This is a genomic window from Agrococcus sp. TSP3-2-1 (assembly GCF_049897585.1).
Classification (GTDB): Bacteria; Actinomycetota; Actinomycetes; order Actinomycetales; family Microbacteriaceae; genus Agrococcus.
On record NZ_JAFCWN010000003.1, the window covers coordinates 343,809 to 364,334 of the forward strand.

A 20,526-nucleotide genomic window follows, 5' to 3' on the forward strand; every position below is an offset into this window, starting at 1 on the left:
GGGGTCCGCGCGTCGCGAGAACTCCGGTGGCGAGGGTGACCGCCTCGCCCGCATGGCGGCTGGAGGTGCCCTCTCGGGTCACAGAAGACTCTCCGCTGCTCGTGGTGCCGACCGTCCACCCGCGGGGTGACCGCAGGATCGTCCGATGTGCTCAGGTCGCCCTCAATGCTGGGTACCGCGTGCACTTCGTGTGGCTAGGCGACGCACAGAGTTCGAGCGGCGGCCTCGTCGCCGAGACCGTACTCCCTAGCCCTAGAAGCGCGTTCGAGCGCGTTGCGCTCGTCTCGAGAGTGGCTGGCCAAGCGTCTCTGCTGCCCGCTGCCGCCTGGCACATCCACGACTTCTACTTTCTAGAGACGGCTAAGCGCTGGCGTCGCCGGACGGGTATCCCCGTGCTCTACGACGTGCACGAGTACTACGGCGAGTATTACGCTCGCAAACTACCGCTTCCGAGCGGGCTACGCCGCCGACTGGTACGGCTGCTGGACGACTACCAGGTGCGCGCGGCGCGACGACTCGGAGCAGCAAATGTCGTCTCCGCAGAGATGGCCGCGCCGTTCACGGCAGCGGGCATCCCCGTATCGATTGCGCCGAATTATCCGATGTACGCACAGTTCGGCGGCCTGCCCTCCCAGCCCTTCGAGTCGAGGCGGTGGAACGTGCTGAATATCGGCACACTCACTCCCGAGTACGGCACCGAGATGCTCATTCGGCTAGCGGCACGATCTGAACAGCGCTCATTGCCGTTCGTCTTTCAAGTGGTGGAACGATATCCGGCTCCTCGGTTCGAAGAGGAGTTCCGCAAACTTTGCGAATCGTACGGAAGCCCGAACAACCTACGCCTGCTCGCTACACGACCCACGCATGAGATGCCGGAGTTGTTGGCTACCGCGGGCTTTGGGCTCTCCTTGCTCATGGAGAACGGGCAGAACGACATAGCGATCCCGAGCAAGCTATATGAGCACGCGATGGCAGGACTTGTGAACGTCGTCACCAAGCGAGGCGCGCAGCACGATTTTTCCGAGAGGCATGCGGTGACGGTCTCAGGCAACCCCGGCGACGAGGACCGGATCCTCGACGAGATGCTCATCCTCGCCGAAGCTCCAAGGGAGACTCATTCGAAACTGCTTCAGAAGTCAGATGCGGCGAAGCAAGCTTTCACTTGGGAGCGTGGAGCCGAACCAGGGCTCGCGAACGTCTTGCGCGGGCTAACCGCGGATCGCTAGCCGCTCGACGACGAGAGGAACGCGCGGAGTACTCGGGCGGCCTCGGTGCCATCATGGACGCGCCGCACGAATTCGGGCCCCTGGGCTGCCGTTTGCCGCATCTCGTCGAGACTAGCCAGTATTCGCAGGAACGTTTCGCGGAACGAGGCCGGCGTCGCGTGAACGATAGGTGGCCGATCCTGATCAGAGAGCGCGAGATGCGCATCGATATTGGCGACAACCAGCCGCCCTGCTGCCATCGCCTCGACCCCGGTAACACCGTAAGTGCCGGTCTGCAATTGATCGACGACGATGTCTGCTGACTTCACCAATTCAACCATGCGTTCATTGGAGACGACCGGGGTCTTCATCATCACAATTCGGCCGAGCGCGTGGAGTTCTTCCAGCACAGGGATGATGTGCCGCGATCCTTTCGTCAGGTTGGAGCGCGACGACCGGTGCAGAACCCGCGGGACGCCGCGCGAGAGCGCTTGACTAGGGTCACTCCAGCGAGTTGCGTCCACGCTGATCGGAAGGAGCGTCGCACCTGGGACATGGAGAAGCATGTCCGGCGTGGTCACGAAGGTCTGGACGCCCAGCTCCTCGACCTGCGCGCGGTTCTGCGCGGCACGCTGCGCAACGCTCGCGATCCAGTCCGCGTCTGCATCCCGGAAGAAGCTGTAGTCGTGCCGACTCATCGAAAGATACGGGTCCCGCGCATCGGTGCCGTGGAACACGACGCCGGAACGCAAACCTAGATCGGCGATAAGCTTCGCGTCGCCCGACGCAAAGCTCGTGGACCTGGGATCGCCCGAAAAGGGCACGTTCCCCTCGTTGAGAAGATGCGTGAGACCCTGCAAGGACTGGCGCAACGCCACCCGACGGAACCAACTCGGTGCAAGCCGGTAGTGCGGCAAGTGAACGTCAGCCGGTGCAGTGACGCGGATCGACGAATTCAACAGGCGCGCGAACGGCCCGTCGTGCGCGAACGAAACGGATGCGATTCCCTCGCGTCGCGCTGACATAGCCCAGATCCGCGCTTGACTTGCAGCGTTCATCGGGCCGATACCGAGCGCCAGCTGACCCGAGATCGGGGAACCCATGCTCGATGCCACTTCCATAGCCTACAATGGCTGGTGCAAGCGGCGGCGGGCGGGACCAGTTTCCCACGTGGCGTCGCTCGGGTCAGGGGAGAGCGTGCGCGGCGGTTCGGAGTATTTGGGAAGAGCCGACGAAGGTCTCAGCGCCAAGGGCGCGCTCGCGGTTGTGTCGAAGGTCGCTCCTGGGCTTGGCACGCTAGTGACGAACTTGCTGATCGGGCGCTTGGGTGGGGCCGGCCTTCTCGGCCTGACCCAGACCGCTGTCTCGACGGCTGCACTTGCATCATTGGTGTACTCCTCGCCCGCAGCCGCAGCCGCCAGTCGATTCGTGGCGGCCGACGTTGCCGCGGGCTATCCGGAGCGCGCCAAAGCAGTCGCGGGCTACCTCAGTCGCCGCGTCATCTTCGCGACATCAGTGTTGTGCGCCTTGGGTGCTGTCGCGCTGTCGTGCGCTGGCGCCTCCAATCCGCAAGCAATCGCTGTCGCTTGCATCATGACACTTGGAACGTCCGCTCGGGTGTTCGTCGAAGGCCTTCACTTCGGCGGCGGGAAAGCTCGACGCCTTGCGGGATGGAGCCTCGCGATAGCCGTGGCCGGCGTCGCGGGATCCGCCCTCATGCTCGTCACGGGCGTGAGGTCAACGTGGGTGATTGCTCCCGTCGCCGTCGCAAACGTCGTTTTCGCGGTTTCGACCTGGCCGACCACTGCTCGACTCAAACTCGAGCGACAGCACCGCCTCCGCCTCAAGCGCTTCCTGATCCTCGCAGCCGTTGGAACGCTCTCCAGTGCAGGTTTCTTGCAATTGACGACTCTAGTGGCGAGCGCTGCCGGCGGTATCGCGTTCGCGGGAGCATATGCTGCCGCGTTGACCTTGACTGCTCCGCTTGCAATCGCTTCCACCGCGATCAGCTCGACTCTCTTCCCAGCGCTATCCGCGATGGGGGCGAACGGCCAGCTCAAACAGGCAAAAGCACGAGTGTCGCAGGCAACCCAGATGCTCGGTACGGTCATCGGAGCGGCCGTCTGTCTCCTCATCGTCCTGTCGGCGCCGGTTGTTTCAGTCGTCTGGGGTCAGGGGTACGCCGATACCTGGTGGATCCTGTGCTTCTTGCTTTCCGGCACGCTCGTGACTTCTATCGCGGTTCCTTCGGTGACCTCGATCACTTCAGCTTCGAACCGCGGGATGTTGGTCTCCGCAGCGTCGAGCGTCCTCGCAGCCGGGATCGGGCTCCTGATCTGGCTCTTCCTGGTGCCGAGCCAGGCGGAGCTCGGGGTTATCGTCGGCTGCACCGTCGCCACGGTCCTCACTGGCACGATCCCGTACGCCATAGCCTGGCGTCGATTCTCCATGGCGTGGTTGCGCCCGACCGCTGAGCTTGTCGGTCTGATCAGTCTCGGCTGGGCCTCCGCCGTCGCTGCGAGCGTCGGGCTCGTCGACTCTGCCATGCTCCCATTCATCGCGGCACTGCTCCTCCTGGCGTGGTGCGTGCTGCGCCGACGCGATCTGGTTCAGATCTGGCTACTAGTGGGAAATGTACGGAGACGACGTTGACGACGCCACACCGTTCTCTTGCCGCATACGGATTCGGCGGACGCTTGCCTGTTGGATCGGGACGTTCCGATGGACCGGGGAAGACCCGCGCGCGTCTATTGCATATAGCAGTGTTCATTGCGCCCGCCTTGGCTGCGATGGGCCCCTTCGCGCCGGGAATCGAATCGCTGTTCGCGTTCCGCTTGCTAGCGCTTATGCTTCTCCTCTCGCAAGTCTTCATGGCGATCCGGCGACCCCGTTCTGCAGCACGACAGATGACTGTGCTTCTGGCCATAACCTGGGCTGCCGCAACCATCTGTGCACTGATCTTCCTCGGGCCGGTGTCAACCGGGTGGGGCGAACTGCTATCCCTCGCTACTGGACTCGCACTGCTCATCGCGATAGCGCTCCTGCCCGAGCCGCTCTCCTATGCCAAGACGCTTCTCGCGGGCTGGCTCGTCGGGTACCTGATTGTGAGCGCGATCGCGCTGGTTGAACTTGCGACGGGCCGCTCGATCAGTTCCCAAGTGGCGCTTGAGCTTGCCCTCGAAGGCTGGGGCGTCTCGGCGACCTTTTTCAACCCGAACAATTACGCAACCTTCCTCCTCTACTCGTTCCTCGCGCTGTTCATGCTGTGGCGATGCGCCGAGCGCGCGCTCGTTCGATTGCTTTCCCTCGCTTCTCTGATCTCGGTCCCAGCGTTCATGATGCTGACGAACAGCCGTACCGGCGTGCTGTTGGTCTGCGTCCTCATCGTCGCCGCTGCGCTCCGGTTGCTCAGAGCGAGACCGGTGCTGGCTTCCCTGCTCGCCATAGCGATCCTCATCCTGGCGGCGATACTGGTTAATTCAGTCGCGAAGAGTCCATTCGACGAGTTCGCAAACTATCTCGGTGGCAGCAGTTTCGCGATTCATGTTCTTGGCTTTGAAGTTCGCGTCGACTCGTCTACGTACGTCCGATGGGAGTTGATTTTGGCGGGCATCGCTCTGGCCGCGACGTCACCGCTGTTTGGAGCCGGACCGGGCGCCTTCGAGGCCTTCATGAGAAGCGGTGGTGCGGGGTACCACACCCTTGGAATTCAGAGCCCGCACAACGGGGTCATTGAGGTCGTGTCCCAATATGGCGTCCTCGTCCTCGTCGCTCTGGTGCTCTGGTTCGTCACCATCCTGAGGGTTACGCGATCAAGCAAGCGGAGCACGCATGATTTGCTCGCATCAGGCTGGTTTGCTCTGCGTGCGGCCGTGATCTTGCTCCCGCTGATCGTCACTATGCACTCCTCTGCAATCGATCCGTCGACCACCTGGCTATTCCTCGGCTTGCTCCTTTGCGTCGCCAGGGCGGCAGAGGGCACGGTCAGCGAGGATCGGGGCGCTCGTCGCAGCGCAAATCAAGAACTCAATCAGCGGGTGCCCGCACGACGCCGCACTGGACTCGCCTAGCTGTTCTTCCCCGTGACGTTGTGGAGGCGTTGCATGGGGGTGAGGCCATCGATGCCGGTGTGGGGTCGGTGGTGATTGTAGTGATGCAGCCAGGTCGGATAGTCGACGGCTCGTTCGGCTTCTGAACGGTAGGTCTTCGCGTACGCCCATTCGTGTTCGAGGGTGCGGTTGAAGCGTTCGACCTTGCCGTTGGTCTGGGGCCGGTACGGGCGCGTCCTTCGATGCTTCACGTCGTTGCCGAGTGCGTCCTTGAACGCGTGGGAGCGGTAGCAGGAGCCGTTGTCGGTCATCACCGCCGTGACCTGGATACCGAGGGAGGCGTAGAACGCTCTCGCGCGCTCCCAGAACCCGGCCGCGGTGTCCTTCTTCTCGTCGTCGAGGATCTCGGAGTAGGCGATCCGGGTGTGGTCGTCGACCGCGTGGTGCAGGTAGGCGTAGCCGAGGCCCTGCTTCTTGTTGTTGCGGTTGCCGACCGTGCGGCCGAGCTTGCGATGGCCGCCGCCGTCGGGGATCCGGCCCTGCTTCTTGATATCGACATGCACCAGCTCGCCCGGTCGCGACATCTCGTAGCGGACCGGCTTGGGCTTGCGCGCAGGCAGGCCGGTGGCCTGATCGAGATCCCGCAGCCGGGGCATCTTGAACCGGGCCAGCACCCGCCCGACGGTGGAGCGGGCGATGCCCAGGTGGTAGCCGATCCGGTGCGGTCCCCAGCGGCGGTTGAAGCGCAGCGCGATGATCCGCCGCTCCAGCCTCGACGGGATCCGGTTCGGCGACGAATGCGGGCGCGAGGAGCGGTCGCTCATCGGCTCGCCGGCACGGTAGCGGCAGGCCCACTTCTGGACCGTCCCGTACGCGCACTGGAAGCGATCAGCGACCCGCTGGATCGGCCAGCCCTCGTCGACGACCAGCTGCGCGAGCTTGAGCCTGCCGAGCTCGGTGAAGGGAGCATTAGCGTGTGTCATGAAGGCCTCCGTGTGTCGACGTGAGTGTGGTTACCCACATCCTCCACGGAGGCCTTCCCTCAGCTCACACCCTCACAACCTCCCGAGGAAGAACACCTAGCTCGGGCACGGATCGCGCGCCATCCCAGCCGGGCAACGGCGACTGCATCGCTCGCGCGCGAGATCGCGCCCCGCTCAGGCACGCCCTGTCCCATAGGATTGGGGCGATGTCCTCTCACGCTCAGATTGCTCAATCCGCCGATGTGTCACTGAACGCCGCAGTGGGGGCCAACACTCGAGTCTGGCATCTTGCGCAGATACGAGAAGGCGCGACGGTGGGGCGAGAGTCGATCATCGGTCGCGGAGCGTATGTCGGATCCGGCGTACGAATCGGGGATCGTTGCAAGATTCAGAACTTCGCTCTCGTTTACGAGCCCGCCACCCTGGAGGACGGTGTGTTCGTAGGGCCGGGCGCAGTACTCACGAACGACGTGCACCCCCGAGCCATCAATCAAGACGGTTCGCTGAAGTCGGCCTCCGACTGGGAAGCGACGGGCGTCACAATCAAGCGCGGGGCCGCGATCGGCGCTCGCGCGGTGTGTGTCGCGCCCGTCACGATTGGTGAATGGGCAACAGTCGCCGCGGGTGCTGTGGTGACGCGCGATGTGCCGGCCTTCGCTCTGGTGGCCGGAGTCCCCGCACGACGCATCGGATGGGTCGGCCCGGCGGGCCGCAAGCTCGAGCAGCGCGACGACCGTTTCGTCTGCCCGGTCACCGGAGATGAATTCATCGAGAACGAAGGAGCACTCGCCCGTGCCTGAACTGATTCCAGCCGCCAAGCCCATCATTGGCGACGAGGAGCGCGAGGCGGTCGATCGGGTCATGCGCTCTGGCATGATCGCGCAGGGCCCGGAGGTCGCGGCGTTCGAACTCGAGTTCGGAGCGCAGCTGGCCGACGGCCGCGTTGCGATCGCCGTGAACTCGGGCACTGCAGGGCTGCACCTAGGCCTCCTGGCCGCCGGGATTGGGCCTGGCGATGAAGTCATCGTGCCGTCGTTCACCTTCGCCGCCACCGGCAACTCCGTGGCGCTGACAGGTGCCGCGCCCGTGTTCGCCGACATCGAGCTTGAAACCTATACGCTCGACCCCTCATCGGTCGAGGCTGCAATCACTCCGCGCACGAAGGCGATCATGCCGGTGCACCTGTACGGACACCCCGCCCGCATGCGCGAGTTGCGAGCCGTCGCCGATCGGCACGGCCTCCTGCTCTTCGAAGACGCCGCACAGGCGCACGCTGCGACCCTCGGCGGCACGCCTGTTGGCACCTTCGGCACGTTCGCGATGTTCAGCCTGTATCCGACGAAGAACATGACGAGCGGCGAGGGCGGCATGGTCGTCGTCGACAGCGAGGAGCTCGCGCGCCGCGTGCGCCTCCTCCGCAACCAAGGCATGGAGCGCCAGTACGCCAACGAGGTGATCGGCTTCAACGCCCGCATGACCGACATCCACGCGGCGATCGGACGGGTGCAGCTAACGAAGCTCGCCGGTTGGACCGCGCAGCGGCAGGCGAACGCCGCCCGGCTCGATCGGGAAATCTCCGGCGTCGTGACTCCCGTCGTCGCCCCCCGCGCAACGCACGTGTACCACCAGTACACGATCCGAGTCGAGAACGACCGCGACGGGTTCTCGCGAGCGCTGCGCGACGAGCACGGCATCGGCAATGGTGTGTACTACCCCATCCCGAACCACCGCCTTGAGTCGCTTGCGTCGTTCGCTCCCGACCTGGACCTCCCCAACACCGAGACCGCCGCTGCGACAGTGCTGTCGCTCCCGGTGCATCCGTCGCTTACCGAGAGCGACCTCGACCGGATCGTCGACGCGGTCAATACGGTCGCGACGGCCGGCGCCTGATGGCGGCGCTGCGCGCGGGCCTGATCGGCCTCGGTATGATGGGCCGGCACCACGCTCGAGTGCTGCGCGAGGTGGGTGGCGTACAACTGATCGCCGTCGCCGACGCGATGGGCGACCCGCACGGCGCCGCCAGCGGGCTGCCCGTGCTCTCGGGCATCGAGGAGTTGATCGAGACCGGCATCGACGTCGCAGTCGTCGCGGTGCCGACCCAGTACCACGAGGATGTCGCGCTGCGGCTGGCTGACGCGGGCGTGCACACGCTCGTCGAGAAGCCAATCGCGCACACCGTGGAAGCAGGCGTGCGGATGCGCGACGCGTTCGCAGCCAAGGGCCTTGTCGGCGCCGTTGGGCACATCGAGCGCTTCAACCCTGCCCTTCAGCAGTTGCGCAAACGGATCCAGGGCGGCGAACTCGGGGCTGTCTACCAGATCGCCACGCGGCGTCAAGGGCCCTTCCCCGCCCGCATCGCCGATGTCGGAGTCGGCAAGGACCTGGCCTCGCACGACATCGACCTCACCGCATGGATCGCGGGCAGCGCATACGCCCGGGTCTCGGGCCAGACCGCGATGAAGTCCGGACGCCCCCACGAGGACATGGTGCTGGTGACCGGCAAGCTCGAGAACGGCGTCAACGTCAATCACATCGTCAACTGGCTGAGCCCCATGAAGGAGCGACTGACGACCGTCACCGGAGAGAAGGGCACCTTCGTCGCCGACACCATGACGGGCGACCTCACGTTCTACGCTAACGGCACGGTCGACGTCGAGTGGGAGTCGATCTCGTCGTTCCGCGGCGTTTCGGAGGGCGATGTGACCCGCTTCGCCTTCGCGAAGCGAGAGCCGCTGCGCGTCGAGCACGAGGCATTCCGGGATGCGGTCCTCGGTCTGGACAGCGACGTGGTCACCATGGAGCAGGGGCTCCACACGTTGGAGATCGTCGAGGCGGCGCTGCAGTCGGCCCGCTCGGGCGAGACCGTCCACATCGAGCAGCACTGAAGACGACACGAGAGAACCAGAACCAGCATGCGCATCGCAGTCATCGCCCTCGGGAAGATCGGCCTCCCGCTCGCCGTCCAGTTCGCTGACGCCGGCCATGAGGTCATCGGCATCGACATCAACGAGCACGCGGTCGCGTTAATCAACGATGGCGTCGAACCATTCCCTGGTGAGGCGCAGCTGCAGGAGAAGCTTGCGGCTGCGGTCGCGGACGGGCGCCTGCGCGCGACCACCGACTACGCCGAGGGGGTGCCGCGAGCAGACGCGATCGTGCTCGTGGTGCCGCTGTTCGTCGACGATGCGTCGTGGGTGCCCGACTTCGGCTGGATGGACACCGCGACCGCGTCACTCGCGCAGCACCTGACGCCCGGCACGCTGATCTCCTACGAGACGACCCTGCCTGTGGGCACGACTCGTGCGCGTTGGAAGCCGATGATCGAGGAGATATCGGGTTTGACTGAGGGCGAGGACTTCCACCTCGTCTTCTCGCCCGAGCGCGTGCTCACCGGTCGCGTCTTCCAGGATCTGCGCCGCTACCCGAAACTGATCGGCGGGCTTTCGCCCGCCGGAGCGGAGCGCGCACGCGAGTTCTACGAGGCCGTGCTCGCATTCGATGAGCGCGCGGACCTGCCCCGAGCGAACGGCGTATGGGATCTCGGCAGCGCCGAGGCGGCCGAGATGGCCAAGCTCGCCGAGACGACATATCGGGACGTCAACATCGGTCTCGCGAACCAGTTCGCTGTTTACGCCGACTCGATTGGAGTTGACGTCTACCAGGTGATCGAGGCGTGCAACTCTCAGCCGTACAGCCACATCCACCGGCCCGGCATCGCCGTCGGCGGGCACTGCATCCCCGTGTACCCAAGGCTCTATCTATCCACTGATGCTGACGCCGAAATTGTGCGGACCGCGCGCAAGTTCAACGCGTCGATGCCGGAGCGTCTTGTGGCCCGCGCGGTGTCGACACTCGGCGGAGTCGAGGGCATGCGCGCAGTCATCCTGGGTGCGGCCTACCGCGGCGGTGTCAAGGAGACGGCGTTCTCCGGCGTCTTCGCCACCGCTGAGGCTCTGCGGAGTGCCGGGGCTGACGTCCGAGTGCACGACCCGCTGTACTCAGACCAGGAACTGGCTCGCCTCGGCTTCGAAACGTACACCATCGGTGAGGAGATCGACCTCGCCATCATCCAGACGGATCACGCCGACTACCGAATGCTTGCGGCGACGGACCTTCCGGGCGTCAAACTGCTCGTCGATGGCCGCAATATCTCCGACGCTGTGCGGTGGAGAGGGACGCCGCGGATCGTCTTGGGCAAGGGGCATGCTGCGGACTGATCCGAGCCTGACTTTCGAGCGCTGCTCAAAGCTCGATGACCTCCAGCGAGTCCCCGACCCAAGCCCAGACTTGGTCTGCGCCTCCCTCGCTCACCGCGATCGGGACGTCGGTCGGGATGTCGGTGCAGACGGACTGCAGCGCGCCGGCGCGGATGACGCCGACGGTGATGCCCTCGCATCCCTCCGCGCTTCGCAGCGCTACTGCTACGCCTCCGTCGGCCGGACCGATGGCCGTCACGTCTTGTGCGACCGGCACCCAGCCACCGCTTGAGGTGCGGGCCTGGGCGACGCCCGCGCAGAGCACGACGCCTCCGCCACTGGCTGCCGCGGCCTGCGGCTCCTCGCAGGGGGCGTCGATCGACGTACCGTCCAACGTCACGTCGCCCTGCGGGGTCACGTAGCTGCCCACCGCTTGGTCGGGAGCGGGCTCCCACCCAAGCCCGCCTGTGAACGTGCGCTGCACGATAGGTTCGCACCCGGCGTCCGCCACGACAACGAGGCCGCGCCTGCCGTCCGCGTTCGGCTCGAGCGCAAGCACGGGACCCGCCGGGTCGAGGGCGCTGGGCGCCCACGTCCGCCCGCCGTCGGTCGTCAGCTCTACCGAACCCTGCTGGCCGCACGCGCCCGCCTCGGCCCGCCATGCGACCGTGCTCGACACTGCGCTGAGTAGCCGTAGGCCGGTTGGCGCAGCCGACTCCGACGGTTCCGGCTGCGGCGCGATCGAGGACGACTCGGATGGCAGAGGATGCAGCGACGAGGCCGGCGCCGGTGGCGACTCCGGCGCGTCATGCGCCCGCAACGCGAGCGCGACGAGGACAACGTCGACCACGAGGAGGACGGCGATCGCGATCAGCCCGACCGCCAGGCGGCGCCCATTCGCCCGGTCCCCGAACAGCGCGGGCATCATCGCACCTTGGGCAACGCCAGGCGCTTCGCCTTCCGCTCCTGCTCCTTGCGCTCCATATAGCCGTAGTGACCGTAGCCGTAGTGACCGTAGCCGTAGGCATCGGCTCCGCGCGTCGGAACCATCGTCAGCACGACGCCGCCAACCTCGGAATCAACCGTGTCGAGCAGCTGCACTGCCGTCTCCAATTGGTGCTTGGTCGCCTTGCCCGCCGAGGCAACCAGCACGACGCTCTCGACGTGCTTCGAAAGCACGGCCGCGTCAGTCACAGGAAGGAGCGGCGGCGCGTCGAAGAGCACCCAATCGAACTCGGTCTGCAACTCCTTGAGCAGCGTCGCCATCGCTTTCGACCCGAGCAGCTCCGACGGGTTCGGGGGAATCTGCCCCGCCGGCAGGACGTACAGCGACTTCGTGCCCCACTGCTGCACCGCGTCCACGAGGTCAACACGACCGATCAGCACATCGGTCAAGCCGACACCGCCGTCGAGGTTCATATTGTCGGCCACCTTCGGCTTTCGGAGGTCGGCGTCGACGAGGATGACCGTCTGTCCCGCATCGGCCATCGCGATGGCGAGGTTCGCCGTCGTCGTGCTCTTGCCCTCGCCGGGCGTCGCCGAGGTGACGACGAGCGAGCGCGAGTCCTCGTCGACCTCGATGAACTGCAGGTTGGTGCGCAGCGTACGAAAGGACTCGGAGCGCGGACTCAGCGGATCGACGTGCACGATGAGCGGCCGCTGCTTCGCCTTCGGGTCGAAGGCTATGGCGCCGAGCAAAGGGGCGTCGGTGACCGCGCGCACGTCCCGCTCGTTGCGGATTCGGGTGTCCAGGACCTCGCGGAGAAGCGCAAATCCCACGGCCAGTGCGAGCCCGATCAAGCCGCCGAGCGCGATGTTGACGGTCGTGCGCGGGCTGATCGGAGACGTCGGCACCGAGGCCCGCTCGACAACTGCAAGCTGCACTGGGCTCGTCTGATCCGGCCGTGCCTCGATCGCGGATACGGTGTCGGCCAGACTCGCCGAAGTGGCGTCAGCGAGAGCAGCAGCCTCGGCCGGGTCATCGCTCGTCGCCGTAATCTCGATGATCGTTGCTTGAGGCACCGTCGTCGCGCTGATGCGATCGTCCAGCGAGGAGTACGTCTCGTCGAGCTCGAGCGCTTCGATGACTCCATCGAGTACGCGCTGCGAATCGACGAGGTTGGCGTAGGTGGAGACTCGAGACAAGGCGAACGCGTTGCCCTGAGCGAGATCGGTCGTAGTCTCCCCCGCTTGCAGCGAGACGAACACTTGCGTCGAGGAGGCGTACACGGGGCGCTGCAGTAGCGAGACGACCGCGCCGAGGCCGACTCCGACCAGGGTCGCCGCAACGAGGAGCACCCAGTACTTCCTGATGATCCGGACGTAATCCGACAGCTCCAACTTGACTCCCCGTGCGTCTACTGGCGCGACAAAGAGATGCGGCACGCCGCGATCATACTGTCACACCCGGGGTACCGATCAGCGGCCGCTCGCCAACCGCCGCAGGCCTGACGAGATACAAGTCACGTGGGCGTCCACCGCGTCTGCTGACCGTCGGTAGACCCCCGGCTCGAGCCGGTAGGGATCCTCGACGTCGAGCTCGCTGGGCGACTCGGGCGTCGGCATCATGCCGCGCGCAGTCACCGCCGCGTCGACGACGCGGCGCATGAAGGCGGCAAATCCATCATCGCCGAGAGGTGCGATCGACGACTCGACCGTGCCCTCCGCGAGCGCCTCGACGATGCGGGCGAACTCGACGAGCGTGAACGAGCGCCGATTGGCGCGCGGTACCAGGCTCGTCGCCGCCGCACGGTGCTCGCGCGCCATGCCGAGGATCAGGTCAGCCTCTTCGACGTGCGGCTCTCGGATACGTCGCGCACGATGAGCGGCGGTGTCCGGGATGCCGAGGCGCACAGCCTCTGCGACCGCGAGCTTGTCCATGGGGTCGTCGTCGAACGCCTTCGTGCCGGCGCTCGAGACTTGCAGCGCCGGGATATCCGTGCGGCCGAACGCGGCGGGAATCCGCGCTCGAAGCAGCTGCTCAGCCTGGGGAGAGCGGCAGAGGTTGCCGGAGCACACCGTCAGGATGCGAAATACCCCGTCGTTCCGCGTCGTGGTCTCCCTGGACTGTCGACTCGGCAGCGGCATGTGACAAGGGTATCGGGGGCACCTTGGCGAATGGCTAGTGTTGAGTGTCTGTCACGAGGCGAACAGGAGGTCTCAGCATGCCGCTCGAGGGGCAGCAGGGCTGGGCCATCGCCGGACTGGCCGCCGCCGCGGTCTTCGCGGCCGGGTCGCTGACGGCGGTCTCGATCGCGAACGAGCAGCGGGCAGCAGACGCCCGGGAAGCCGGCAGCGCGACCACCGTGCTCGACGAGCGCTACCGCGCCGCAGTCGCCACGATCACCGCCGCCGAGTCGGCGCGCGCTCAGGCGGAATGCGAGCTCGACGCGCGAATCGTCGAGGCGGTGCAGCTCGAGGACCGGGTCACCGCGGCGCTCGACGCGGCCGCCGTCGTGGAGGACGCCACGCTCATCCTTCCCCGCGCCGCGCGGGTGGACTTCGAGTCCGCGCGCGCCAACGCCATCGAGTCCCTCGCCCCCGGGTTCACGACCGAAGCCGACGCCGAGCTCGCCACGCGCTACGTCGACGCCACCGACGTCGTCGCCGCGTGCCTCGCGGGGCGCGTGACGGCGGAGACGCCGGCGCCGAGCCCGCTCACCGAGACGGCGGTCGCCGAGGCCGAGGCACGCGCGGCGGCCGCGCCGGCCGTTCCCGCCCTCGACACCGCTCGGCTCGACGCGCTCGACCAGACGATCACCGCGCTGGCCGGCCCAGTGCTCGCCGCCATCGACGCTCGTGTCCCGGTTGCGGGCCTCGAGGAGACGGACACGGTCGTCGCGAGCGCCGCCGACGCGGTGCGCACCGGGACCACGAGCGCCACGACCGTCGAGGCGCTCGAGGCGCTCACCGCGCACGCGACCGCCGCCGTCGACCGCGGCGCACGGCGGGTGCAACCGGCACCGTCGCCTTCGACAACTCAGCCGCAGCCCGCGCCGGAGCCAGCGCCCGCACCGCGACCGCGCCGCCCGGCGAACCCCGCCCCGCCGGCTCCGCCGAGTTCGGAACCCGCGCCCGAACCGACCGCGCCGCCCGCGGACGGCGGCGACGGCGCTGGCGACCGCGACGACGCCATCATCACCCCGCTGATTCCCTGACCCGCGGGAGCGAGCAGCGACCGCGCTCGTCGCAGTTCTCGCTCTGCCCCTCGACCCCGACCCAGGAGTGCCCATGCGCGTGCTGCTCACCGGCGGAGCCGGCTTCATCGGCTCCCACACCGCCATCGCGCTCGTCGAGCACGGGCACGACGTCGTCATCCTCGACGACCTCTCGAACGCGAGCGAGGAGGCGGTGCGCCGCGCCGAGCGGCTCGCGGGCGCGGCGATGCCGCTCATCGTCGGCGACGCGGGCGACGCCGCGCTCGTCGGCCGCGTGCTCGCCGAGCACCGCATCGACGCCGTCATCCACTTCGCCGGGCTCAAGGCGGTCGGCGAGTCGGTCGAGCGGCCGCTCACCTACTACCGCGTCAACCTCGGCACCGCGATCGCGACCCTCGAGGCCATGGCGACCCACGGCATCCGCCGCTTCGTCTTCTCGTCGTCGGCGACCGTCTACGAGCAACCGGGCGAGCTGCTGCGTGAGGACGCGCCCGTCGGCATCGACCTGCCCAACCCCTACGGCCGCACGAAGGCGATGATCGAGGCGATCATCGCCGACGCGGCTGCCGCCGACCCGGCGCTCGAGGCGGCAGTGCTGCGCTACTTCAACCCGGTCGGCGCCCACCCCTCGGGCGACATCGGCGAGGACCCGAAGGGCATCCCGAACAACCTCATGCCGTTCATCGCGCAGGTCGCGGCCGGCGAGCGCGAGCGGCTGCGGGTCTTCGGCGACGACTACCCCACCGCCGACGGCACGGGCGTGCGCGACTACATCCACGTGCTCGACCTCGCCGAGGGGCACGTCGCCGCGCTCGAGGCGCTCGAGCCGGGCGTGCTCACCGTCAACCTCGGCACCGGCCGCGGCGGCTCGGTGCTCGAGGTGCTGCGCGCGTTCGAGCGCGCGGTCGGGCGGGAGCTGCCGTTCGAGGTCGTCGCGCGCCGCACGGGCGACGCCGCCGTCTCGACCGCCGACCCGACGCTCGCGCACGAGCGGCTCGAGTGGCGCGCGACCCGCTCGCTCGACGACGCGGTGACGGATGCGTGGCGCTGGCAGGAGCGGAACCCGCGCGGCTACCGAGGCTGACCTCGACCGGGAGCCGTGCTGCCAGGGTCAGAGCGATGCCAGCTCTGTCAGCCGATGGGCAGCTCTCTCGGCTCGCGTGAGATCGGTATCGCTCATGGGTCGTGGCCATAGCCGGCTCGTGTCTTCATCGCGAGCAGGACGCTCAAGGCCTTCGCCGCCGACGGGTCGACCGTGTCGAGCAGTGCGATGGCCTCCTCGTGATCCTGCCCCTTCGCATGCTTCCCGAGCGCTCCAGCGCACAGCGCGTCGGCCGCAGCGATGCCGGCGTGGACGTAGAGCGTCACCGCTGCATCGGCAACGCCGTCGCCGTCAGCGAGCTCCCGCGCCTCGTCCGCCACGCGAAGGAACTGCTTCGCCTTCGCGAGCCGACCCTGCCGCACCGACCTGTCGGCGGGAACGGTCCTGTGATCGCGCTGCTTCGGCGTCACGCTCGAACCCCTTCGCGCAGGCGCCGACGGAGCCACGAAGGCTCACCGGCGATCTCGACCCCGTCGCGGAGGATGGACTCGAAGATGCTCGCTGGCTCGATCTCGCGGTCACTGTAGACGAGCGGCCTCACGTCGTTGCCCGTCCATGCCGCGGCACGGGCGACGAGCTGCTGCACCAGCTCGTGAGCGAGGTCGTCCGGCGCATCGTCCGGGAACACGAAGAGCAGATCGATGTCACTGTCGGATCGCATCTCGTTGCGCGCCGCCGACCCGAACATCACGACGCTGAGGGGACGCAACGGCCATGCCACGACGGCGTCGCGCAGCCGCGCCAGGAACTCCTGCTTGGCTCGGCTGATCGACGCGATCGCGTCCGCCAGCAGGTGCTCTCGGTTGATGCCGTACGCGCGACTGCGCCCGGCCACACGCTCTCGCACCGTGCCTTGCTCGAGGAGCCTCTCGACCGAGTTGCGCACGCCCTGCAACGAGCCGCGCTCCGGCAGCAGCTGCTGGATCTGATGTACCGAGAGGAACTGCTCAACGCGCGCCAGCACGGTAAGCACCTGGGAGTCGATGCCCGAAGGGGCGAGCACGGCGAACGGATTCTGCAGACGCATGCTGACCTCCTTCGACGGTCGATCATCCCACGAATGTGGACGGATAGCCACGAAAGTTGGCGTCGCCGCCAGACTGGTTCCGCACTCTCGACACTCTCAGCAACCGGGGCCATGCTGGCGCCATGGCTGAGACGTACCACCACGAACCCCCGTACACGATCGGCGTCATCTGCGGCAGCATCTCCGCGTCGTCGATCAACCGCCGGCTCGCCCGCGCGCTCATCAAGATCGCGCCCGACGACCTGCAGTGCTCGTTCATCGAGATCGACAAGCTCGACCTGTACGACCACGACCGGGACGGCGACTACCCGCCCGAGGCCCTCGAGCTCAAGCGGCAGATCACCGAGGCCGACGGCATCCTCATCGTCACGCCCGAGTACAACCGGTCGATCCCCGGCGCGCTCAAGAACGCCATCGACTGGGCCTCGCGGCCCTACGGCGAGAACGCCCTCTCGCGGAAGCCCGTCGGCATCATCGGCACCTCGCCCGGCGCGATCGGCACCGCGGTCGGGCAGCAGCACCTGAAGACGATCATGTCGTTCTGCAACGCGCCGCTCATGAACGAGGTCGAGGCGTACGTGCAGTACAAGGACGGGCTCGTCGACGACGACGACAACATCACGGTCGAGTCGACGAAGGAGTTCCTCTCGACCTACATGCGCGCGCTCGACGACTTCGTGCGGCGGGTGCTGACGGTCGTGCCGAAGCCCGACGGGTCGACCGCGGCCTGAGCGCGATGCGCGAGGGCACGTTCCAGGCATGACGCCGCCTCGCTCCCGATCGGAACGCCGGCGCGACGCGGAGCGCCGGCTCGCCGACGACGTCGACGTCTGGTCGCGACCGGAGCTGAAGGTCTGAAACTGCTCGGTCAGGGGGCGCGGCGCGAGGCGCGCTGCGCCGTGAGGTCGTCGAGCGCGCGGCGGAGGCAGCGCGACTGCGCGGGCGTGAGGGTGTCGGGATCGAGCTCGTCGATGAACGGCTCGCCGCTCGGGTAGGGCGCGGCATCGCGGTCGAGCGCGTGGAGCGAGTGCGGCTCTGCGGGGACGGCGGGCCGGCGCCGGGCGGCGAACGACATGCTCCGGACCCTAGGACGGATCCGCGCCGCGGAACCGGGTCTGCACGCACTCTTCGGCGATTCTTGAGGATCCGTCGCCCGGCCGGGGCGCTCGGGCCTCGGCGCGCAGCCAAGGTTCATCCCGGAGGATGCTTCCATGCGCAGCGTGCCCGATCCCTCCGCCACCGCGCGGCAGGACGGGACGCACCCGCAGCCGAAGCGCCGCTGGCTCGCGCTCGCCGTGCTGCTGCTGCCGACCGCGCTCACGCTCATGAGCGTCACGAGCATCAACGTGGCGCTGCCGTCGATCCGCGAGAGCCTCGGCGCAGGTCCCATCGAGCAGACGCTCATCCTCACCTCCTACACGATCGCGTTCGCGCTCGTGCTGCTGCCGGCCGGGCGGCTCGGCGACCGCTACGGGCACAAGCGCGTCTTCATCGTCGGCGTGGCCGTCTTCACGCTCGCGAGCGCGTGGTGCGCGCTCGCGCCCGACCCGACGCAGCTCATCCTCGGTCGCGTGCTCTCGGGCGTCGCCGGCGGGCTCGTGCTCACGCCGCTCAACGCGCTCATCCAGCTGCTCTACTCGGGGCAGGAGCGGGCGCGGCCCTTCGCGATCATGGGCGCAGTCTTCGGGGCCGCGAGCGCGGTCGGGCCGATGCTCGGCGGGCTGCTGCTCGAAGTGGGCGGCGAGTCGGGCTGGCACCTCGTCTTCTGGGTCAACGTGCCCTTCGGCGTCATCGCCGCGATCGCCGCGGCGCTCGTCATCCCGCGCGGCACGCCCCTGGGCGTGCGCGGCCGCGACCCGCTCGGGCTGCTGCTGTTCAGCGTCGGCATCACCGCGGTCGTGCTGCCCTTCTCGCTCGGCAGCGGTGTGACGCCCGCGAACCTCGGCGTGCTCGCGGCCGGGCTCGCGCTGCTCGTGGGCTTCGCGCTGTGGGAGCGGGTGCGCGAGCGGCGCGAGCGCTTCGCGATCGTGCCGCTGCGGCTCTTCCGGCAGCGGGCACTGCCGATCGGCATCGTCACGACCTTCCTCGGCTTCGCGAGCTTCACCGCCTCGTTCCTCATGCTCGCGCTGCTGTGGATCGACGCGCTCGGCAACGCGCCGCTCGAGGCGGGTGTCGTCGTCGCGCCGTTCGCGCTGGGCTCGGTCGCGGGGGCGCTCGTGTCGCAGCGGCTGAGCCGGCGCTTGGGCGTGCGCACCGTGACCTTCGGGCTCGCGCTCGTCGGCGGGAGCCTCGCGGTCGTCGGGGTGCTCCTCGTCGCGCTGCAGCCCTCGGCGGTCACGCTGGCGGTCATGGCGGCGCCGCTGCTTGCGATAGGCCTCGGCGTCGGGCTGTTCGTCGGGCCGAACACCAACGCCGCGTTCGTGCAGACCGAGCCGCGCGACGCGGGCATCGCCTCGGCGCTCATCACTGCGGCGCAGCGCACCGGTACCGCCGTCGGCGTCGGCGTCATCTCGGCGCTCTACGCGCTCGCGCCCGGCGGCTCGGCGGAGGTCGCGAACCACGCCGCCGCGACCTTCACGACCGCGGCCATCGCAGGCGCTGCCGTCGCGGTCATGCTCGTGAGCCGGCGCAGCCGACTCGAGCCGCAGGCTTGACGCGGACCGCCGTCAGTCGGCGGTCGGGTCGAGCGTCGTCCCGCCGACAGCAGCGCGTCAGCGACCGGGCACGCTGAGCAGCTCAGCCATCACCGCCTTGTCGTAGAGATCGACGCCTTCGCGGAGCTGCGATCGCAGGCTCGCTGAGCATTCTCCGCACGGCCTCGTCGAGCACCGATCCGATCGACTGGTTCGTGCGAGCCGCGCGCACCTTGGCGGCGGCGAGCAGCTCCGAATCGAAGCTGACCGTCGTACGCATGCGTGCATCACGGCATCACGACTTCGGCATCGGATGGTCGCGCCCTGGTGTCATGGCGCCGGCATGTCTGACTGCCCCTCCGCGATCGCGCGCAGGGCGCGGAAGTGCTCGGCGAACGCGCGGCGACCCGTGCTCGTCAGCTGGAGCCAGGTGAGCCGGCGCGCGTCGCCGCGGCCATCCGAGGCGCGCTTGTCGACCGCGAGGTAGCCGGCGTCGGCGAGCGCCTTCACGTTCTTCGACAGGTGCGCGTCGGTGATCTCGAGCGTCTCGCGCACGACGCGGAACTCGATGCGCTCGACGCCGTTCAGCAGCCCGCAGATGCGCAGCCGCACGGGCGAGTGGAGGAACTCGTCGAAGCCGTCGGCACCGTCACCGGCCACCGGTCGCCTCCCCCGCGGCGAGCTCGGCGCGCTGCGCGCGGTCGTAGGCGAGGCCGAGCAGCAGCGTCGCGCTGCAGGCGAGGGCGCCGATCCCGGCCAGCAGCCACGCAGAGCCGTCGAGCGCCGAGACGGCGCCCGAACCGAGCATGAGCACGATCAGCGTCGAGACCATCGCCGCGAGCAGCGCGCGCGTGCGGCGGCCGGTCGGATGCGCGGGCATCGCGATGCCCCTGCGCCGCGCGAGCAGCGGCACCGCGACGAGCAGGATCACGACGACCGCGAGCACGCTCGCCGTCCACGCGACATCGCCGGTCGCCGCGGGCAAGCCCGGCGCGACGCTCGCCGCGGTCGCGAGCGCTGCGACGACCGGGTGGTACCAGCGCGGCGTCGTGACGCGCGCCGCGAGCCGAGATCGGTCGTCGCCGAGGGCGTCGAGCGCGGCGCGCGCGGCAGCCGCGTCTCGCCGGGTTGCACCGAAGTCACTTGCCATGTCGACAACTCTCGCAACGAGTTG

21 protein-coding genes are annotated in these 20,526 nt (G+C 68.0%); 11 read left to right on the plus strand and 10 right to left on the minus strand.

Features of this window, described 5'->3' with window-relative positions; genetic code table 11:
* The first annotated feature begins 104 nt into the window (after positions 1–104).
* Complete coding sequence (locus ACP7BI_RS06415) at positions 105–1,226, plus strand: hypothetical protein (protein ID WP_425844484.1); 1,122 nt, start codon at positions 105–107, stop codon at positions 1,224–1,226.
* Here the strand turns inward: ACP7BI_RS06415 and ACP7BI_RS06420 are convergent.
* Complete coding sequence (locus tag ACP7BI_RS06420; RefSeq protein WP_425844486.1) at positions 1,223–2,320, minus strand: hypothetical protein; 1,098 nt, start codon at positions 2,318–2,320, stop codon at positions 1,223–1,225. The two genes, ACP7BI_RS06415 and ACP7BI_RS06420, sit on opposite strands and share 4 nt — an antisense overlap.
* Between ACP7BI_RS06420 and ACP7BI_RS06425 the strand changes: the two genes are divergently transcribed.
* Complete coding sequence (locus tag ACP7BI_RS06425; protein ID WP_425844488.1) at positions 2,307–3,857, plus strand: lipopolysaccharide biosynthesis protein; 1,551 nt, start codon at positions 2,307–2,309, stop codon at positions 3,855–3,857. The two genes, ACP7BI_RS06420 and ACP7BI_RS06425, sit on opposite strands and share 14 nt — an antisense overlap.
* A gap of 110 nt (positions 3,858–3,967) precedes the next feature.
* Positions 3,968–5,275 carry an O-antigen ligase family protein gene (locus ACP7BI_RS06430; protein ID WP_425844489.1) on the plus strand — a complete coding sequence of 436 codons (1,308 nt, stop codon included), beginning with the start codon at positions 3,968–3,970 and terminating at the stop codon, positions 5,273–5,275.
* Here the strand turns inward: ACP7BI_RS06430 and ACP7BI_RS06435 are convergent.
* On the minus strand, positions 5,272–6,237 hold the full coding sequence (locus tag ACP7BI_RS06435) for an IS481 family transposase (RefSeq protein WP_425844490.1): 966 nt from the start codon (positions 6,235–6,237) through the stop codon (positions 5,272–5,274). The two genes, ACP7BI_RS06430 and ACP7BI_RS06435, sit on opposite strands and share 4 nt — an antisense overlap.
* 206 nt (positions 6,238–6,443) lie before the next feature.
* Between ACP7BI_RS06435 and ACP7BI_RS06440 the strand changes: the two genes are divergently transcribed.
* Genes ACP7BI_RS06440 through ACP7BI_RS06455 form a run of 4 tightly spaced genes read left to right on the plus strand, consistent with a single transcriptional unit; the run spans position 6,444 to position 10,454 of the window.
* Positions 6,444–7,037 (plus strand): acyltransferase, encoded by a 594-nt coding sequence (locus ACP7BI_RS06440; protein WP_425844491.1) that lies wholly within the window; start codon positions 6,444–6,446, stop codon positions 7,035–7,037.
* Positions 6,997–8,127, plus strand: a complete 1,131-nt coding sequence (locus ACP7BI_RS06445) for a DegT/DnrJ/EryC1/StrS family aminotransferase (RefSeq protein WP_425844592.1) — start codon at positions 6,997–6,999, stop codon at positions 8,125–8,127. Before ACP7BI_RS06440 ends, ACP7BI_RS06445 begins: the two co-directional genes overlap by 41 nt.
* Complete coding sequence (locus tag ACP7BI_RS06450) at positions 8,127–9,122, plus strand: Gfo/Idh/MocA family oxidoreductase (protein WP_425844492.1); 996 nt, start codon at positions 8,127–8,129, stop codon at positions 9,120–9,122. The genes ACP7BI_RS06445 and ACP7BI_RS06450 overlap by 1 nt, the downstream gene beginning before the upstream one ends.
* 27 nt (positions 9,123–9,149) lie before the next feature.
* On the plus strand, positions 9,150–10,454 hold the full coding sequence (locus tag ACP7BI_RS06455; RefSeq protein ID WP_425844494.1) for a nucleotide sugar dehydrogenase: 1,305 nt from the start codon (positions 9,150–9,152) through the stop codon (positions 10,452–10,454).
* A 25-nt stretch (positions 10,455–10,479) separates the two neighbouring features.
* On the opposite strand, the gene ACP7BI_RS06460 is transcribed toward ACP7BI_RS06455, so the two are convergent.
* The 3 genes from ACP7BI_RS06460 to ACP7BI_RS06470 are packed head-to-tail and all read right to left on the minus strand — an operon-like array spanning position 10,480 to position 13,520.
* Positions 10,480–11,358, minus strand: coding sequence for a hypothetical protein (locus tag ACP7BI_RS06460; RefSeq protein ID WP_425844495.1), 879 nt, complete (start codon positions 11,356–11,358; stop codon positions 10,480–10,482).
* Positions 11,358–12,818: a polysaccharide biosynthesis tyrosine autokinase gene (locus ACP7BI_RS06465; RefSeq protein ID WP_425844497.1), complete on the minus strand. Its 1,461-nt coding sequence runs from the start codon at positions 12,816–12,818 to the stop codon at positions 11,358–11,360. The genes ACP7BI_RS06460 and ACP7BI_RS06465 overlap by 1 nt, the downstream gene beginning before the upstream one ends.
* 33 nt (positions 12,819–12,851) lie before the next feature.
* Entirely contained in the window at positions 12,852–13,520 is a 669-nt protein-coding gene (locus ACP7BI_RS06470; RefSeq protein ID WP_425844499.1) for a low molecular weight phosphatase family protein, read from the minus strand.
* Positions 13,521–13,597: 77 nt separating this feature from the next.
* Here ACP7BI_RS06470 and ACP7BI_RS06475 point away from each other — a divergent pair, with 77 nt between their 5' ends.
* Positions 13,598–14,590, plus strand: coding sequence for a hypothetical protein (locus ACP7BI_RS06475; RefSeq protein WP_425844500.1), 993 nt, complete (start codon positions 13,598–13,600; stop codon positions 14,588–14,590).
* Positions 14,591–14,663: 73 nt separating this feature from the next.
* Positions 14,664–15,674, plus strand: coding sequence for a UDP-glucose 4-epimerase GalE (galE, locus tag ACP7BI_RS06480; protein WP_425844501.1), 1,011 nt, complete (start codon positions 14,664–14,666; stop codon positions 15,672–15,674).
* A 92-nt stretch (positions 15,675–15,766) separates the two neighbouring features.
* On the opposite strand, the gene ACP7BI_RS06485 is transcribed toward galE, so the two are convergent.
* Both ACP7BI_RS06485 and ACP7BI_RS06490 read right to left on the minus strand, forming a co-directional pair.
* On the minus strand, positions 15,767–16,102 hold the full coding sequence (locus tag ACP7BI_RS06485; RefSeq protein WP_425844503.1) for a hypothetical protein: 336 nt from the start codon (positions 16,100–16,102) through the stop codon (positions 15,767–15,769).
* A complete protein-coding gene (locus tag ACP7BI_RS06490; RefSeq protein WP_425844504.1) occupies positions 16,099–16,719 on the minus strand; it encodes a nucleotidyltransferase domain-containing protein in 621 nt (206 codons plus the stop codon). Before ACP7BI_RS06490 ends, ACP7BI_RS06485 begins: the two co-directional genes overlap by 4 nt.
* A 122-nt stretch (positions 16,720–16,841) precedes the next feature.
* Here ACP7BI_RS06490 and ACP7BI_RS06495 point away from each other — a divergent pair, with 122 nt between their 5' ends.
* Complete coding sequence (locus tag ACP7BI_RS06495) at positions 16,842–17,450, plus strand: NADPH-dependent FMN reductase (RefSeq protein ID WP_425844505.1); 609 nt, start codon at positions 16,842–16,844, stop codon at positions 17,448–17,450.
* Positions 17,451–17,587: 137 nt separating this feature from the next.
* On the opposite strand, the gene ACP7BI_RS06500 is transcribed toward ACP7BI_RS06495, so the two are convergent.
* On the minus strand, positions 17,588–17,794 hold the full coding sequence (locus tag ACP7BI_RS06500; RefSeq protein ID WP_425844506.1) for a hypothetical protein: 207 nt from the start codon (positions 17,792–17,794) through the stop codon (positions 17,588–17,590).
* Between the two features lie 136 nt (positions 17,795–17,930).
* On the opposite strand from ACP7BI_RS06500, the gene ACP7BI_RS06505 reads away from it, so the two are divergent.
* Positions 17,931–19,373: an MFS transporter gene (locus ACP7BI_RS06505; RefSeq protein ID WP_425844508.1), complete on the plus strand. Its 1,443-nt coding sequence runs from the start codon at positions 17,931–17,933 to the stop codon at positions 19,371–19,373.
* 309 nt (positions 19,374–19,682) lie between these two features.
* On the opposite strand, the gene ACP7BI_RS06510 is transcribed toward ACP7BI_RS06505, so the two are convergent.
* Positions 19,683–20,012: a transcriptional regulator gene (locus ACP7BI_RS06510; protein ID WP_425844510.1), complete on the minus strand. Its 330-nt coding sequence runs from the start codon at positions 20,010–20,012 to the stop codon at positions 19,683–19,685.
* Entirely contained in the window at positions 20,002–20,502 is a 501-nt protein-coding gene (locus ACP7BI_RS06515) for a hypothetical protein (protein ID WP_425844511.1), read from the minus strand. Before ACP7BI_RS06515 ends, ACP7BI_RS06510 begins: the two co-directional genes overlap by 11 nt.
* Positions 20,503–20,526 lie beyond the last annotated feature (24 nt).

Coding starts and splice junctions, on each gene's coding strand:
- ACP7BI_RS06425 (WP_425844488.1), top strand. CDS start 2,307: ATGCTCGATGCCACTTCCATAGCCTACAATGGCTGGTGCAAGCGGCGG.
- ACP7BI_RS06435 (WP_425844490.1), bottom strand. CDS start 6,237: ATGACACACGCTAATGCTCCCTTCACCGAGCTCGGCAGGCTCAAGCTC.
- ACP7BI_RS06440 (WP_425844491.1), top strand. CDS start 6,444: ATGTCCTCTCACGCTCAGATTGCTCAATCCGCCGATGTGTCACTGAAC.
- ACP7BI_RS06445 (WP_425844592.1), top strand. CDS start 6,997: ATGAATTCATCGAGAACGAAGGAGCACTCGCCCGTGCCTGAACTGATT.
- ACP7BI_RS06450 (WP_425844492.1), top strand. CDS start 8,127: ATGGCGGCGCTGCGCGCGGGCCTGATCGGCCTCGGTATGATGGGCCGG.
- ACP7BI_RS06455 (WP_425844494.1), top strand. CDS start 9,150: ATGCGCATCGCAGTCATCGCCCTCGGGAAGATCGGCCTCCCGCTCGCC.
- ACP7BI_RS06460 (WP_425844495.1), bottom strand. CDS start 11,358: ATGCCCGCGCTGTTCGGGGACCGGGCGAATGGGCGCCGCCTGGCGGTC.
- ACP7BI_RS06470 (WP_425844499.1), bottom strand. CDS start 13,520: ATGCCGCTGCCGAGTCGACAGTCCAGGGAGACCACGACGCGGAACGAC.
- ACP7BI_RS06475 (WP_425844500.1), top strand. CDS start 13,598: ATGCCGCTCGAGGGGCAGCAGGGCTGGGCCATCGCCGGACTGGCCGCC.
- galE (WP_425844501.1), top strand. CDS start 14,664: ATGCGCGTGCTGCTCACCGGCGGAGCCGGCTTCATCGGCTCCCACACC.
- ACP7BI_RS06490 (WP_425844504.1), bottom strand. CDS start 16,719: ATGCGTCTGCAGAATCCGTTCGCCGTGCTCGCCCCTTCGGGCATCGAC.
- ACP7BI_RS06495 (WP_425844505.1), top strand. CDS start 16,842: ATGGCTGAGACGTACCACCACGAACCCCCGTACACGATCGGCGTCATC.
- ACP7BI_RS06500 (WP_425844506.1), bottom strand. CDS start 17,794: ATGTCGTTCGCCGCCCGGCGCCGGCCCGCCGTCCCCGCAGAGCCGCAC.
- ACP7BI_RS06505 (WP_425844508.1), top strand. CDS start 17,931: ATGCGCAGCGTGCCCGATCCCTCCGCCACCGCGCGGCAGGACGGGACG.
- ACP7BI_RS06515 (WP_425844511.1), bottom strand. CDS start 20,502: ATGGCAAGTGACTTCGGTGCAACCCGGCGAGACGCGGCTGCCGCGCGC.